We start from the raw sequence: 15,670 nt of genomic DNA, 5'->3' as shown, positions 1-15,670 counted from the left end.
AAGTAATAAAGCCTGGCCCGGCTAGCTGCGTGATCGAGCTGGCACAGGGAACACGGTCAGATCGGAAAGACGCAAAAGCTGTCATCCATGACATGCTCGGCCCACGCCATCCTTGGCGTGGGACGCTTTCCTCTTCTGACCGTGTTCCCAGCGCATTAAGTTTTTTAATTGCTGCCAGATTTCCCATGCTTCAGAGTTGGCAGCAATCAAAAGGCCGATTTATGTCGGCCTTTTTTACTTTTAAGGCGCTGGTTTCTTAGTCCGGTGCCACTCCCGCTTTCTACAGCGTCTCAACGCGGCTGGTGCGCTGCCCGTCGCGGCTCACCGAGCGGATTGCCACGGCACCGCTGACCTGCGGCGGTCTGTTGGCATCGTAGCGCTGCCAGTTCACCCCCTTGTCCAGACTGTACTCCAGCGTTACCCCAGGCAAGGCCACGTTCATCGACAGGATGCCATCAACGATTTTTGCTCCCGGCACCGGCAGGCGATAATCGATACCCGCTTTATCCAGCTTCACCAGTTCCCGATGTCCCAGCAGGTTGGCAAATCGCTGCCAGTCATGCAGGCGTGCCTGCTGATCGACGTGATGGGTTTTGCCTCCCGTGTATTCCTGACCTGGCTGGTAATCCCGCTCCCAGCTGGCGCGGTGCCAGCTTCTTTCCGCGACCGCAAAAAGACGCGGATAGATCATGTGCTCCATCTGGGCATCTGTTCGCACGGTTTCGCTCCACAGCTGGGCCGACATGCCATAAGCACCGCGCCACGGCTTCTCTGATTTAGCGCTGAAAACGTTGCCGTCGCGATCCACCGAGGTTTCCGCATTCTGCGGCAGGTTGTCCGGTGAGAAACCAAAAATTTTACGCTCGTCGTTGAAACGCGTGCCCCAGTAGTAGCCGCGCTCCAGCGGGTTCACCTCATACGGGAAGTCCAGGTAGAGGTAGTCGGGACTGGAGATCACCACGTCGTAACCTTTCTGTGACCAGTCAGCGGCACTGTCAAAACCGCCCCAGTAGAGCGTGTCCCAGAAGTTGACCGCAACCCGCGGGGTGGCGAAGGCTGCGGCATTTCTGGCATCTTTTAAACCATCCTGCCACGCCTGCATTTTGCCAATGCCGTGCCGGTTAACAATCTCACTGACGGTCAGGGCAAAATAGCTCGGCAGGTGTGCCAGATCTTCCACTTTGCCGCTCTTCACCAGCGCCTGACAGACCTGCGATTTTGCCCACGGCAGATCTTCGTTACGCCAGTCGCGTAGTCCGGTACCCGGTTTAGGATTATTTTTGTCAGAGTAGCCTGCGCCCAGCCGGATGTTTTTCGCCTCGTCGCCGCCAAAATGCCAGACATCGAGCGGCTGTCCCGCTTCCTGATGCATCGCCTGAACTTCACCGATCACCTTGTCAACAAAGCGCTGTGAGCCGTCAATGCAGGGATTAAGATAGCTGGTGCGGTCATAGAGCTGCACCGAGGTGGTATTGGAGTCGTCAGTAGGATCAATCAGGCGATACGTGCTGGCCTGTTCAGATTCTCCCTCCTGCATCAGCCGCTGATAGCGTGCTTCCATGGCGATAACCGCCGCGCGGGCATGGGCGGGCATATCGATTTCCGGGATTACCTGAATGTGGCGCGCCTGCGCATATTTCACAATGTCGATGTAATCGGCACGACTGAAAAAGCCACTACCGTTGTTATCGCTGAACGGACCGTAACCGAGCTGCGGCAGCAGACAACGCTGTTCAGTCAGGTCATGACAGCGTTTAGCGCCCACGTCAGTCAGTTCGGGTAAGCCAGGAATTTCAAGCCGCCAGCCCTCATCGTCACTCAGGTGAAAGTGAAAGCGGTTCATCTTCCACGCCGCCATTTGATCAAGCAGCCGCATCACCGCCTGCTTACTGTGAAAGTTACGGGCAACGTCAAGAAACGCGCCGCGATAAGCAAAGCGCGGCGCATCATGGGCTTCCAGCGCGGCGATACGCGCCGCACCCTCGCCAGGGACCAGTGAGAGAATCGACATCAGACCGTAGAAAGCCCCGGCAGCATCGTAGGCCACCACAACGGCGCGGCGAGGCGTGATATCCAGATTGTATGCACCCGATTTCGCCGTTTTGCCACTGAAGTGGCCTGGCTTGATCTGCGTCGTGATGGCGAATCCATCGGGTGCTTCTTTCAGGCCGAGCAGGGTGAGGCGCTGTTTTACCGCCTCACCGGTTTCAGGTGTCAGCCCGGTAAGCATCAGCCTGACGCCGCGGCTGAGATCGGCATCCTGCGGGCGGAGCTTCACCTCAAGCGGCGTGGGGGTGATTTGACCGCGCAGCGCAGAGACGGGCAGGGCAGCAACATCGCTGTTTTTATCAAACCGGCTGGCGGGCTGCATCAGGACATTGTGGTCATCGGCACTGCGTCGCCAGTGGTCACCCAGCGGCGATACAAACTGGCCGGGGTCTTCATGATCGGTGCTGGCAATAATTTTGGGCGCTGCCTGCCCGGACGTAACATACCAGCGCGGCATCACATCAGTGACAAACAGCTGCCAGTATTCGTTAACGATGGGAATCTGCACCGACTCACCTGCACCAATGCCAGTAAACTTCTCCGTCGGCTCCAGCCGGGTTAAGTCGCCCACCAGATGCGTCATTTTAAACTGATCGTTTTCGACCCGCAGCGTCTGGTGAACGTTGCTCATGTAGATGGCCCAGTGTTTGTCGGTCAGAGCCGGGCCGTTATTGGTCAGGGTAATGGTGGCGCGATTGCAGGCGGCATAGTCGGCTCCCAGCGCGGCGCAGTCGGTGCCATTCAGAGCGGCCTGGTTGTCATTCACTTCATAAGTAATGCCAAACTGGCTGATTTGATTCACCACCTGCTGCTCTGACGGGCTGGCGTGGCCTGTGACTGCAACGCCCAGCAGAGTGAGCGCGATAAGGCTTAATTTTAACATGTTGATTTTTATCCTTGCTGGTGAAGAGATATCCGGAAGTTCGCAGGGCATCAGAACAGCGTAAACGGCACGATAACCATAAATTTGATGTCCTTCTCGTCCTGGAAAATGTTGCCGTAACCGCCGCTATAACTGGGCAGGTTGCTGTGATTGTCGTAGCGGGTGTAGTGCAGTTTAAACAGGGTATCTTTGGCGCGGCCCTGCTGGATTTGATAGATCAAATCGAGGTTCCAGGCGGACTCTTTCAGCCGCTGACTCTGGTCAACGGTGGGCAGGGTGGCGGGTCTGGCATCCCAGCCCCAGACGTACGATGCGCCCACTTTCCATCCCGCCAGCTGCCACGGTGTTAAGTCGAGCATCGCACCGGCAAAGATCGCTTTTTCGCCATTGGCGTTCCAGTCGGAACGGGCATCCCACCAGATATCCAGTCGGCCATTGGAGCTGGCATAGCCCGGCGTCATGCGCTGCAGGAAGAAGCCCTGATTGCCCTCTGCTTTGACCCAGCTGCCTTCGAGGCGCAGATCCACCGGGCCGACGTTGTAACCGATCGTGATTGCCTGTAGCCAGGCGAGGCCGTCATAAACATCCCGGGAATTAGCCGCACCGCCCTGCACGTTGTCGTGTGCGCCGTAAAACTGATAGCTGGTGGAGAGTGCATTGCCGTAAGGCGTGGCCGACCAGGAGGCTTTGGCAAAATATTGATCCATATAATCCGCCGCCTGACCGAATGCGCCCTCAAGGACCAGATTATTTTTGAAGTCATATTTCATGCCGAATGAGTGCAGGTAGCTGATATGCGTTTTGCCATCAGCCTGCCGGAAATCATATAAATCACGATACCAGGGTGCCTTATATTTATCACTCCACATCCACGAGAATGATAATGCTCCGGCTTCCTGAAAATCATATAGCGCACCCACTTCGACACCGCGATAGGTGCCGGGTAAGAAACTCCAGTGCGGTGCAATCAGCGTCTGGCCGGTTGGCTGAATATATCCGGCGCGTAACCAGTAATCGTGATATTTAAACTTTAGCGCGGCTTTATAAACCGAAGCACCGCCGCTGTCGCCATTCCATTTTTCATCCCAGCGGGTACGTGCCTTACTGAAGCCAATTTCGTTGGGGGCAGCGGGGCCACTGTTGGCAAGTTCGGCAGCGCCAAAAACGGCGAGGTCCAGACCTATCCACTCTCCGGCGTAGCCTGACTGGAAGTCGAGATTACTGTTGAGCGAAGCGTGATGTAAATTAGCCCGATACTGTCCCTGATAGTCACTGGCGGGATCGGTGTCTCTGCGATCACGCTGCCGCTGCCAGTAAAAAACATTGCCTTTTAGCGATGCGTCATCAATAAATCCGGCCGCATAAGCGGGTGATGAATTTATTGCTGACAGGGCTATTACCACAGTGGCTATTTCTGTTAACGCTAACGCGAAATTATTTTTCCGCATGGTCATTCCTCCCTGAATGAAATAAAGGCAATTACACGGCTTTTAGTTTTAGTGGCGACAATCTATTTTTCGCGACGCGAATTATCAATTAGCAGCGGGATATTTTGTGAGGTATTGCGCAGAACCCACTGAGAGAAAATAAAGAAGGTGCAATCTGGGAAGATGAATTAATTTTTTGATGAAGTTGTTAGTAATAAAAATGGGTCGAAATGGGGAGTGAGCGGGTCAAAAAGAAGTGTGACGATCAGCCTGCTCTGACCGGCAGGCTGACCGGTAACGCGATTAAACCTGCTTCACCGCCCAGCCTTTTTGCTTGCTGGTTTTGCCAATGCCAGGATTGAAACTGTTGGTCGGATCGAGCTGGCGATAGAACGCCGCCAGCTGCGGTTTCGCCTGATAGAGATGGCCGACATTATGCTCAGCGGGATATTCCGCGCCGCGCGCCTGCAGGATCTCCAGCATCTGTGCTTTCAGTGCATGGACATCGACTCCTTTTCTGACGATGTAATCCTGATGGAAAACATGACAGAAGAAGTGACCATAGTAGAGGCGATGGCTTAATGATGCGCGGATCGCATCGGGCAGGGTTTCGAACCAGTCCGCATCGTTGCGACGCAGGGCAATGTCCAGCGCCAGAATATCCTCGACCTCATCTGCATGGACTGCGTGGTAGCGCACCGCCGCGCCCGCTGCCGCAAAGCGATGCAGAAACGCGTGCGCACCCTCTTTGCCTTCACACTCGAAGAACTCGCCACCGCCTTCACGGAAGTAGTCGCGCAGATAGTTACGCGCTTCTGCCACGCCGTCGCCCGACATCTTCAGCATCAGATGATGTTCATATTTGTCGCGATACTGCTTCATACGCTTAGGCAGATGCGCCGGGAACAGTTTGCTCAGGCGCTGCAACAGCCGGTCGCTGAAGTGCGGTTTAACGAAGGAGAGCTTGCTCAGCCAGGCGTCAACCCGTCCTTTCAGCGTGAAAAACAGCGGCATCTTGTCGGTGCCCAGCTTGTCGATCATCAGGAAGGTGTCTTTGCCGTAGACTTCCGCAATGTCATAAATGTCGCGGTGCATATATTCGCCCGCCACAGGCAGATGGGTGAAATGCGCCAGGATGTGACGGCGGATATCGTTAAGCACGCCAGGTTCGTTGGTGCCGATGTAAAACACCTGCTGCTGCGGTTCGCTGGCGAAAGTATCGAGTCGCACCGCGAAGACCGCCAGTTTCCCGGCACAGCCGGACGCTTCAAACAGGCGACGCGCATCGGCGTTGTAACGGGCGGGCGTATCCGCATCGACTTCACGGACCCGGTCGGCATATTCATGATCGGAGGCGTGACGGCCATCGTGCTGCACGTCGCCGGGCTGCCAGCGATCGTCATCCAGCCGTCCCAGAATCTCTTCCGGCGAGGTCCCCAGATCGATACCCAGATGGTTCACCAGCTTCAGTCTTCCCTGTGCATCAATCTGCGCATACAGGGCCATCTCACTGTAGGCCGGGCCGCGCTTAATCAGCGATCCACCGGAGTTATTACAGATGCCACCCAGCACCGAGGCCCCAATGCATGAGGAGCCAATCACCGAGTGGGGTTCACGTCCCAGCGGCTTCAGCGCTTTTTCCAGCTGATAGAGTGTGCTGCCGGGGAACGCCAGCACCTGCTGGCCTTCGTCGATCAGCTGAAGCTTATCCAGTCGCAGGGTACTGACAATCACCAGCGGACGGTCGTAATCATTGCCGTGCGGCGTTGAACCTTCGGTCAGGCCGGTATTCGCCGCCTGCATCAGGATGATGACATCCGCTTTCACCAGCGTCTGCAGTACCCGCCAGAGCTCCAGCAGCGTACCGGGAAACGCCACGGCCAGCGCCTCACCTTCGCCGGAGCGAAAGCCTTTGCGATAGCGGGCAGTCTGTTCAGGTTCTGTCAGCAGGTGGGCAGGGCCGACCAGGCGGCGCAGGTCAGAAAGCAGGGCAGAGGTTTGTATCATGAGCAATTCCCTTGTCTTATCAGTGCGTCCTAACTGTAGCACGTCAACTGACCTCAACGCAGTGTGACAGCGGCAGCTACCTGCTATTCTCATCTTGTGGCACACTGCCGCCTGTTTATTCGATATTGCGCAGTTACTTAAGAGAACCCAACCTGATGAAATGGATTTACTCTGTTAGTCTCGCTGTCTCCCTCGCGATGCAACCCGCACTGGCTGAGACAGTGCCAGGTAACCACCCGATGACCGAACAGGCGCGTGATGCCTTCGTTAACCAGCTGCTTAAAAAAATGACGCTGGATGAGAAAATCGGTCAGCTGCGCTTAATCAGCGTCGGACCTGATAATCCGAAAGAAGCCATTCGCGACATGATTCAGAAGAGTCAGGTTGGCGCGATTTTTAACACGGTAACGCGTCAGGATATCCGCGCGATGCAGGATCAGGCGATGCAGCTCAGCCGCCTTAAGATCCCCCTGTTTTTCGCCTTCGACGTGATTCACGGTCAGCGCACTATTTTCCCGATTCCTCTGGCTCTGGCGGCCAGCTGGGATCTGGATGCTGTTGAAGAAGTAGGGCGCGTCTCTGCCTATGAAGCGGCCGACGACGGTCTGAATATGACCTGGGCGCCAATGGTTGATGTCAGTCGTGAACCGCGCTGGGGTCGTGGTTCCGAGGGCTTCGGTGAAGATACCTGGCTCACCAGCGAAATGGGTCGCAGCATGGTGCAGGCGATGCAGGGCAAAAGTGCCGCCGATCGCTACAGCGTGATGACCAGCGTGAAACACTTCGCGCTCTATGGTGCCGTTGAGGGGGGACGCGATTACAACACCGTGGACATGAGCCCGCAGCGCATGTTCCAGGACTATCTGCCACCGTATAAAGCCTCACTGGACGCGGGCAGCGGCGGCGTGATGGTGGCGCTGAACTCCATCAATGGCGTCCCCGCCACGGCGGACAGCTGGCTGCTGAAAGATCTGCTGCGCGATAAGTGGAAATTCAAAGGCATCACCATCAGCGATCATGGCGCGATTAAAGAGCTGATCAAGCATGGCGTCGCCAGCGATCCGCAGGAAGCGGTACGCATCGCGCTGAAGTCGGGCGTGGATATGAGCATGAGCGACGAATATTACAGCAAGTATCTGCCGGACCTGGTGAAGAGCGGCGATGTCACGATGGCCGAAATTGATGATGCGGCGCGTCATGTGCTTAACGTCAAATATGACATGGGTCTGTTTAACGATCCCTACAGCCATTTAGGTCCGAAAGAGAGCGACCCGCAGGACACCAATGCGGAAAGCCGTCTGCATCGCGCTGAAGCACGCGATGTGGCGCGTAAAAGCATCGTACTGCTGAAAAACCGGCTGGAAACCCTGCCGCTGAAAAAATCGGGCACCATTGCGCTGATTGGTCCGCTGGCAGACAGTCAGCGCGACATTATGGGCAGCTGGTCTGCCGCAGGCGTGGCGAAGCAATCCGTTTCGCTGCTGCAGGGCATGCGCAATGCCACCGAAGGCAAAGCGACACTGCTTTATGAGAAGGGCGCTAACGTCAGCGACAACAAAGGGATTCAGGACTTCCTGAACCTCTATGAGCAGGCGGTTTCGGTGGATACGCGTTCAGCTGAGCAGATGATCGATGACGCGGTTGCCAAAGCGAAGCAGGCCGATGTGGTGGTTGCCGCCGTAGGCGAAGCGCAGGGGATGGCGCATGAAGCCTCCAGCCGCAGCGACCTGGTGATCCCGCCGAGCCAGCAGAAGCTGCTCGCGGCACTGAAAGCCACCGGTAAGCCGCTGGTGATTGTCCTGATGAACGGACGTCCGCTGTCGATAGTGAATGAAGATCGCATGGCTGATGCGGTACTGGAAACCTGGTTCAGCGGCACCGAGGGCGGCAACGCTATCGCCGATGTGCTGTTCGGTGACTACAACCCGTCGGGCAAACTGCCGGTCTCCTTCCCGCGTTCAGTGGGTCAGATTCCGATCTACTACAACCATCTGCCAACCGGTCGTCCTTACAACTTTGCGAAGCCGAACAAGTACACGTCGCATTACTATGATGCGGTTAACGGCCCACTCTATCCGTTTGGTTACGGCCTGAGCTACACCAGCTTCACCGTGTCGCTGGTAAAAATGTCCTCACCGACCATGCCGCGCGACGGCAGCGTTGAGGCCAGCGTGACGGTGACCAACAGCGGTAAGCGCGATGGTGCGACGGTAGTGCAGATGTATCTGAACGACCCGGTCGCGTCCATCAGCCGTCCGGTGCAGGAGCTGCGTGGCTTTAAGCGCATCATGCTGAAAGCGGGTGAGTCGCAAACCGTCACCTTTAAAATTGATGTCGATGCGCTGAAGTTCTGGAACCAGCAGATGCAGCACGTTGCAGAGCCCGGCAAATTTAACGTGATGATTGGACTCGATTCCGTTCGTACCGAGAATGCGCAGTTCAGCTATCAATAACCGTCAGCCTTTTTCCTGAACTCAGGGGAAGGTGATGCGGCGCGTCGGGAGCGTCCTGCTACCGCGCGCCGTATCATATCCACTATCAGAGCCGCCATGATTAATCTGCGTGACCGCATTCAGCAGCAGGTCTTCCGCCTTAACGGCCTGTCGATGAATGAATTTGACCTCTCTCAACCGCCTGGCGATCCCGGCCTGTTTGGCCCGGACAGCGTGATCTGGCGCGTCCATGGTGACTTCACCTCCATGATGTGCGGCGGCATCAGTGCGCTGCTGTTGCAGATGCTGCATCCGGCAGCGCTGGCAGGCGTCTGGGATCACTCCAATTTCCGCGAAGATATGATGGGTCGCCTGCGCCGCACCAGTCAGTTTATCGCCGTGACCACCTACGGTAATTCACAGGATGTGCAGACGCTGATTGACCGGGTGAAACGCATTCATCTGAAAGTCAGCGGCGTCGACAGCGCGGGCAAACCTTATGCCGCCGGCGATCCGCATCTGCTCACCTGGGTGCATGTGGCGGAGACCAGCCGTTTTCTGGCCGCTCATCTGCGCTACAAAAACCCGCAGCTTACCCGGGCGGAACAGGATCAGTACTATCAGGAAGCGGCACTGATTGCCGAAGCGCTGGGTGCAGAGAAGGTGCCGAAAAGCGTTGCCGATGTGGCGGATTACCTGCAACAGATGCGTCCGGAGCTGCGCTTTGATGAACGCACCGCCGAAGTGACGCGATTGCTGATGAATGCCCCTGCTCCGAGCTGGCAGGCGAAACCGGTGATGAAAATCATGCTGAAGTCGGGATTCGGGCTGATGCCCGCGTGGGCGCAGGCGATGTCCGGCCGTGAAATCGGCCGCTTTGAGCAGGCGATGATTGACCGGAAGATTAATGCGATTGCGGTGGGGTTGAGGTGGTCAATTCAGCGCGGGGCATGGTATCGGGCAATGGTGAGGATGGGGAGGCTGGGGTAAGGGTACTGCGGCTAACGGTTTGATGCTATTTTTTTAGCTTTGGAAAGTCTATGAGAACGTAAATATGTTAATCAAAGCAACAGCCTATTAATAGAATATGGGCAAAACCATGAGCAGCTAGCTCATGGTTTTTTCACTATCCTGCTCTGTGAGTTCTAAAAATAGAGTCAGCTAATCTAGTTCCTGTTGAAACTAACTTTGAAAGTACTCTTAGTTGCTCCCTGCAAGAAATATTCTCAGTCTTATGTGGATAATTTATTGTGTGATCAATTTCTCCCCATATTTCTTCAAAAAGAGTTCTAACTTGAATCTCACAAGTTATTAACGAGTTTTCTTTAGGTTTAATAAGGTAATGGATGCTTGTATAATATGATTCTTTTACTTTACACTCAAGGCCTAGGCCAGTGAAGTAAGTTCTACATTCCGGATCCCATGTATATGCAACAGGAGGTTCCCTATAAAACCACTCTCCTTTTTCAATTTGACTTTTTATGAATTCATGGATATTTATAAATTGATCCTGATAAAGGTGTAAAACTCTTACACCCGCAAGATCAGTTATACGCTCGAAGAGATTTTCTTCTGTTATAGGATTGTCGTCAGCTTCTTTTCTAGATATTTTTTCTCGAAGGTGATCTTTATCTTTTAACCGACTTTTTAATGTGTGTATTATAGGTGTCCCATACTCATTGAGACTGGGTTCTAGTTGGAACATATTTACTACTGTAGACATGAAAATATTAAAAGTATGCTCTTCAGAAGAGTAAATGTTTATTATTTTATCAATATCCATATCGTTATTACCCTAATAATTTTATTCTTTCCAGTAATTCTTCTGTAAATTTATGATATCCGTTTTGCGTTGCTATGTATTTCTTACGTGCACCACGTAATGTATCAACATGTTCAGATTCAATATGTTGCAGATCTGGTACTAACCACATTGGGACGTTATAGTATTGTGCCATAGATGGGAAGGTATTATGCGTATGCATAATGGCTGTACTTCCAATTGGTAATTCTAATAACTTTTCAGGTATATTGTCTCTTAAAGAAGCACTAATATTATCATGAATAGTTTGTGGTATTTTTTCTGCATAATTGAGATGCGCTCTTGCTAAATTCCATTTGGTTTCAGTGCCTGTGTACTTTTTTGCATTATAGATAGTATAGCCCAAGAAGCGAACGAATTTTTCCGGAAAAACATGACGCTTCTCATTTGAAATAAGCTTATAAATTGTATCAAATTCTTCTTTCCATGAGGCTAAAGATTTCCCAATGTTCTTTATTCCATAAAGGCTGAATAAATCAGGAAGAGCAGGTACAAAGAAACCATCTACTGTAGATATAATTACTTTATTTAAGGATCCAAGACTAGGAGAAGTATCAATTATTACATAATCATAATTATGAATTCTTGTATATTCTTCAGCTAGATTTCTAATTTTCGTGATGGTCCTAATTGCTAACGGATCACCGCGGTATAGATCGGTCCATCGTCCTGCAACTTTTTCTTCATAGAGATGTAATGTCAATCTGCCAGGTATTATGTCTAAATTTTTTGTCAGTTGGGCTGGGGGTGGGAGCTGAATATGATCTCCAGTACCTTCTTCCGTAGGCTTTAGAAGAAAGTGCAAGCTTCTCGGCTTAGAGATAATTTTTGAATATTCTTCAGGAGATTTATCATTGAAGGCATATTCAAATCCTTCATCTATAAAAGTATCTTCTTCGGCCCAGAGGTCATGAATGAAGTCTTGTTTTAATGAGTATATTGTTAAGTTACATTGGGGATCGGCATCAATCATTAGAACTTTAAAACCCATTTCAGCTATCGAGTGAGCAATGTGATAAGTTAAAGTTGTTTTACCCACGCCCCCTTTGTTATTAAATACTGATATTATCTTCATTTGTCATCCGTCTCGTGATTAATTTAATTGAAATTAGGTAAAGGCTTAATAAACTATGGGCAGGTAATTTTTTCTCACTATAAACAAGCAACCATTCAACAAGCAAGTTTTTTTCTAAAAGCGGGCAGTGATATTTAATTTTCTTGTTTCTCATAGTTTCCAAAAGTAAAACATAAGCGTTTTTTAACCATTCAATTCAATGAGTAATGTTTTTTGCGTCGATGCTTTAGCGCTATGAATAGCGCTAGAAATCTTTTTATGGATCATGAGAATATTGGAGTTTGCTCAAATTTTAAATCAAATTTACGAGAATTATTTTTAGACCTACGGGGATTTCGCTTATAAAATGAGGCTTTTTCGCGTTTTAACTCAAATTAGGCTTACGTTCTTTCAAAAACTAGTCTAACTCATTCCAGCATCCTGCTGATATTGAACTCAAGTCTAGGTGAATGCCATTATGAAAAATTGAAAAAGAAAAATTTCTTTCAAGTTTAAAGAACTGTTAACCCGGATGATGGAGGAGTGGGTATAGAACTTCCATACTGAAGCTACTAAACATTAGTTTTAACATTTTTCTTTTTAACGCATCTTACCATCTTCCCCATCCCCCCACACTTTGAGACTATTACCCTTGTCTCAAATGGCGGCAGCCAGGATCCTGCTCTATTCTCGGGGAAAATGGATTCCTCCAGGCTTTGTCGAGGCACTATGACGTACAAATCCCTGATTGCTGAAGTCCACAATCAGCAGCGCACCCTGACCGCCATTGTCGAACAGGATGAGCGCACCGCCTATTTTTACATCTGGCCCACCGACCTGTTCCGCAGTCAGTATGCGGTGCGCGGCTGCTGGCTTCGTAACCTGCTGCCCGCACCGGCACAGGAAGATCGTGAGGCGATGGAGCAGGGCATCGCGCCGCTGCTCAGCGCCGAGTATTGCCGTAATCTGGAAGCGGAGCCCGCGCTGGACCCGGCCGGTCTGCAGGTCCTGTGGGAGCCTTCTGATGATGGCGCGGCGCTGTGGTATTACGGCCAGCTGCTGGCGGTGATCCCCGGCTGGAGTCTTTATCAGGAGAAGCAGGTGAGCTTCTCTGCGGGCTGCATCAAAAAGAACCGGCTGACGGCCCCGCTGGGCTCGGCATCGACCAACGACTACTATGCCCGTGCGGAGCATCAGCGTCAGTTCTGGCGCGAATGGCACGACGGCAGCGAGTGGGATAGGGTCCAGCAGGATCTTATGGCCTGCTATCAGGCGCGTTTTGGCGAGTCAGTGAAATATTACGCAATCGATCAGGGCAGCTGGCCGCCGATGGCGATCTCGCAGCACTGGCATCAGGGCGTCTGGTATTTCCTGACGCTCGGCATGAGCATCCGTCCCATGCCGCAGGTCGATTACCTGTTCGATGAGCTGGCACCGCAGTATCGCCGTATCGAACTGGGCATGGCGGTCGACGGTGAAATCATGACCGAAGGCAACGCGGTGCAGATGGCGAGCGCGCTGGCGGAGTTCGTGCATCTGCCGTGGGCGCGGCTCACCTGGCTGGGTGAGGGCCACACGCTGGCGTCGGAAGTGGCACCGGTCGGCTTTGAAAGCTTCCTGCTGGCGAATGAACTGGCAACCGAACAGGCGCAGTTCAAGCTGCCCAAGCGCGATGGCGATCGACCTACTTTGCTCTGGACCACGCCTGTCACCGAAGCGGAGCGTCAGTTCGCCCAGGCCGATGAACATGGCGGCCAGAAGTTACGGGAGTTGTTAACAGCGGAGGGCAACGATCATGTCTTCCGTCCGCGCCAGCAGGTGATCAACCCCGAAGAGTAGGCCAGCAATAACGCACCTGTTCATGCGATCCCCGGCAACAGTCGGGGACGTGATAGTCCCGTCATGAAATTAAATTTTTACAAAAATCAAACATTTCTCAAATATGTGATCCCGCTCATCTCAAGTTCCTGTTTAGCGAGCCGTTAACCCGGATCAGGCAATCGCGCCGCACCAGGTTCAGGGGAACAAAGATGTTTAAAACAACACAATCCCGCTTCACCGCAACAATGATCGCGTTCTTTGTTGCGCTTTTACTCGTTACAGTTTGGGTCATCAATCAGTTCGTCGCGCCGCAGCTGGTCGACAGCGAAAGCCGTCTGGTTCGCTATCAGGTCGATTCACTCGCGTCTGGTATCGTTGAACAGATGAACCGCGTGCAGGCACAGCAGCGTGCGATTACCGAAGCCGCCTCTGTCATGGACAGCGCCACTATCGACACCCTGTTACCGACGCTGGTGAACCAGTATCAGGACAGCAACGTGTTTGGTGGCGGTATCTGGCCACTGCCAAACCGTCGCGATCCGGCCAAAGAGAAAGACAGCAGCTTCTTTGCCCGTAATGCCAGCAATGAACTGCAGGTCAACACCTACTGGAACTCCGACGCCGCCGATAAATACTGGGAGCAACCCTGGTACAAAGATGGTCTGGCTGCCGCGAAAGGGCAGTGCGCCTGGGCAAAAGCCTATCAGGATGCCGCCAGCCCGCAGCCGCGTACCAACTGCGCCATGGCTATCTACCGCAACGGCTCAGCCTGGGGTGTTGCCACCATCGACGTAACGCTGGGGTTCTTTAACCAGCTGGCGAAGCAGATGGGTGAAACTATTCACGGCAACGTGCTGATCGTCGAAGCCGACGGCAAAGTCGTGGGCAATGGCGCGCTGGTGAATGCCGCGCCGAAGCTGGAGAATCTGGCTGACGTGCAGATGCCGATGGCCGCGCCGCTGAAAACGCTGCTGAACGGTGTTGGCAATCAGCCGCTGGAAACCACCTATGACAGCAGCGAAGGCGAGCAGACCCTGTTCGTGCAGGCCATTCCTGGCAGCCCGTGGTATCTCGCCAGCAGCCTGCCAACCAGCCTGCTGAAAGCGCAGTCGCACAACATGCTGACCCGCCTGGGTCTGGTGCAGATCCCACTGGCGGTCATTCTGCTGCTGGTGTCGTTGGGCTTTGTCCGCGCCATGATGAAACGCCTCAACGTGCTGAACAGCAACATCGAAGCGCTGTCGACGGGTGGTGCCGATCTGACCCAGCGTCTGCCCGCCAGCAACAGCCCGGAGTTCAATGCTGTCGCGCAGAGCTTTAACCAGTTCATCAGCTATCTGCAGGGGCTGCTCCAGCAGGTGGGCGACAGCGCGCTGGCGATTACCGCTGCGTCGCGCGAAATTGCCAGCGGCAACGCCAATCTCTCCTCCCGTACCGAAGATCAGGCCAGCTCGATTGTTGAAACGGCCGCATCGATGGAGCAGCTGACCGGCACCGTGCGTCAGAACGCCGACAACGCCACTCACGCTAACCAGCTGGCGGGCGATGCCTCGCAGGTGGCCGCGCGTGGTACGGAAGTAGTCCGTCAGGTGGTCACCACGATGGGTGAGATTCATCACTCGTCGCGTAAAGTGGTCGACATCATCAGCGTGATCGACAGCATCGCCTTCCAGACCAACATCCTGGCACTCAACGCTGCGGTAGAAGCTGCCCGGGCCGGTGAACAGGGCCGTGGTTTTGCGGTAGTTGCATCGGAAGTACGTAACCTGGCGCAGCGTTCAGCCAACTCGGCGCGTGAGATTAAAAAGTTAATCGAAGAGTCCGTGGCAAACATCGATACCGGCAGCGCGCTGGTTGAGCAGGCAGGTCAGACCATGGATGAGCTGATGAAGGGGGTAAGCAGCGTAACGACCCTGATGAGCGAAATCATGTCCGCCAGCCGCGAGCAGAGCCTGGGTATCGAACAGGTTAACGTGGCGATTACTCAGCTGGATGGCACTACCCAGCAAAACGCCGTGCTGGTGGAGCAGGTTTCCGCTGCCGCGCAGGCGATGGAATCGCAGAGCACCCAGCTTGAGCAGGTGGTTCAGAGCTTCAGACTGTAATTCCTCTCCAGGCCAGCGCTGCTGGCCTGATTTTCTCTCTGCTTCATCTGCTTATCTCCGCCTGAGACGC

The 15,670-nt window shown here is 53.4% G+C and carries 9 protein-coding genes; 4 read left to right on the top strand and 5 right to left on the bottom strand.

The features are described from left to right. Positions 1-280 precede the first annotated feature (280 nt). From EGO56_RS13340 to dld, 3 genes are all read right to left on the bottom strand, one after another. A complete protein-coding gene (locus EGO56_RS13340) occupies positions 281-2,932 on the bottom strand; it encodes a beta-N-acetylhexosaminidase (RefSeq protein ID WP_135909643.1) in 2,652 nt (883 codons plus the stop codon). Between the two features lie 50 nt (positions 2,933-2,982). After that, on the bottom strand, positions 2,983-4,380 hold the full coding sequence (gene chiP, locus EGO56_RS13335) for a chitoporin ChiP (protein WP_135909641.1): 1,398 nt from the start codon (positions 4,378-4,380) through the stop codon (positions 2,983-2,985). 282 nt (positions 4,381-4,662) lie between these two features. Beyond that, on the bottom strand, positions 4,663-6,366 hold the full coding sequence (gene dld, locus EGO56_RS13330) for a D-lactate dehydrogenase (protein ID WP_135909639.1): 1,704 nt from the start codon (positions 6,364-6,366) through the stop codon (positions 4,663-4,665). Positions 6,367-6,521: 155 nt separating this feature from the next. Between dld and bglX the strand changes: the two genes are divergently transcribed. Together bglX and EGO56_RS13320 are read left to right on the top strand one after the other, a co-directional pair. Continuing rightward, on the top strand, positions 6,522-8,819 hold the full coding sequence (bglX, locus tag EGO56_RS13325) for a beta-glucosidase BglX (RefSeq protein WP_135909637.1): 2,298 nt from the start codon (positions 6,522-6,524) through the stop codon (positions 8,817-8,819). 96 nt (positions 8,820-8,915) lie between these two features. After that, the gene (locus EGO56_RS13320; RefSeq protein WP_135909634.1) at positions 8,916-9,788 is read left to right on the top strand and encodes an oxygenase MpaB family protein; all 873 of its coding nucleotides are present in this window, start codon (positions 8,916-8,918) and stop codon (positions 9,786-9,788) included. A 136-nt stretch (positions 9,789-9,924) separates the two neighbouring features. Here EGO56_RS13320 and EGO56_RS13315 read toward each other — a convergent pair whose 3' ends face one another. Both EGO56_RS13315 and EGO56_RS13310 read right to left on the bottom strand, forming a co-directional pair. Continuing rightward, the gene (locus EGO56_RS13315) at positions 9,925-10,581 is read right to left on the bottom strand and encodes a RelA/SpoT domain-containing protein (protein WP_135909632.1); all 657 of its coding nucleotides are present in this window, start codon (positions 10,579-10,581) and stop codon (positions 9,925-9,927) included. 7 nt (positions 10,582-10,588) lie between these two features. Beyond that, on the bottom strand, positions 10,589-11,695 hold the full coding sequence (locus tag EGO56_RS13310; RefSeq protein WP_135909630.1) for a ParA family protein: 1,107 nt from the start codon (positions 11,693-11,695) through the stop codon (positions 10,589-10,591). Positions 11,696-12,403: 708 nt separating this feature from the next. Between EGO56_RS13310 and EGO56_RS13305 the strand changes: the two genes are divergently transcribed. Continuing rightward, positions 12,404-13,513 (top strand): suppressor of fused domain protein, encoded by a 1,110-nt coding sequence (locus EGO56_RS13305; protein ID WP_033731944.1) that lies wholly within the window; start codon positions 12,404-12,406, stop codon positions 13,511-13,513. A 191-nt stretch (positions 13,514-13,704) separates the two neighbouring features. Continuing rightward, positions 13,705-15,600 carry a methyl-accepting chemotaxis protein gene (locus tag EGO56_RS13300; RefSeq protein WP_135909628.1) on the top strand — a complete coding sequence of 632 codons (1,896 nt, stop codon included), beginning with the start codon at positions 13,705-13,707 and terminating at the stop codon, positions 15,598-15,600. The last annotated feature ends 70 nt before the right edge of the window (positions 15,601-15,670 follow it).

It is taken from the genome of Pantoea vagans (assembly GCF_004792415.1).
GTDB classification, from domain to species: Bacteria; Pseudomonadota; Gammaproteobacteria; order Enterobacterales; family Enterobacteriaceae; genus Pantoea; species Pantoea vagans.
This window is presented reverse-complemented; position numbering and strand designations above follow the sequence as displayed.